At 71.7% G+C, this 283-nt stretch carries 1 protein-coding gene; it reads right to left on the bottom strand.

All coding sequences use genetic code 11. The annotated features are described in order from the left end of the window. The coding region (locus tag C7I36_RS16990; protein ID WP_146137365.1) for a molybdopterin-dependent oxidoreductase at positions 1 to 283 on the bottom strand (283 nt) is incomplete at both ends.

Genomic DNA, 283 nt, shown 5'->3' with positions numbered 1-283 from the left:
GCCACGTTGGTGCCCGGGCGGATCGGCAGGTGGATGGCCGCCCCGGTATGGGGGCTGTCGAGCAGGTCGATATGGCGCGGATCCGCCACGATCAGCCGGGCGCCCTGGCGCAGCCGCTTGCGCAGCAGGGAGCCGAACACCGGGTGGGCGTCGGTGGGGTTGGCGCCGATCACCAGGATGCAGTCCGCCTTGAGCACCGAATCGAAGTCCTGGGTGCCCGCCGACTCGCCCAGGGTCATCTTGAGGCCGTAGCCGGTGGGGCTGTGGCACACCCGGGCGCAGG

It is taken from the genome of Zobellella taiwanensis (genome assembly GCF_003012795.1).
In the GTDB taxonomy this organism is placed as follows: Bacteria; Pseudomonadota; Gammaproteobacteria; order Enterobacterales; family Aeromonadaceae; genus Oceanimonas; species Oceanimonas taiwanensis.
This window is presented reverse-complemented; position numbering and strand designations above follow the sequence as displayed.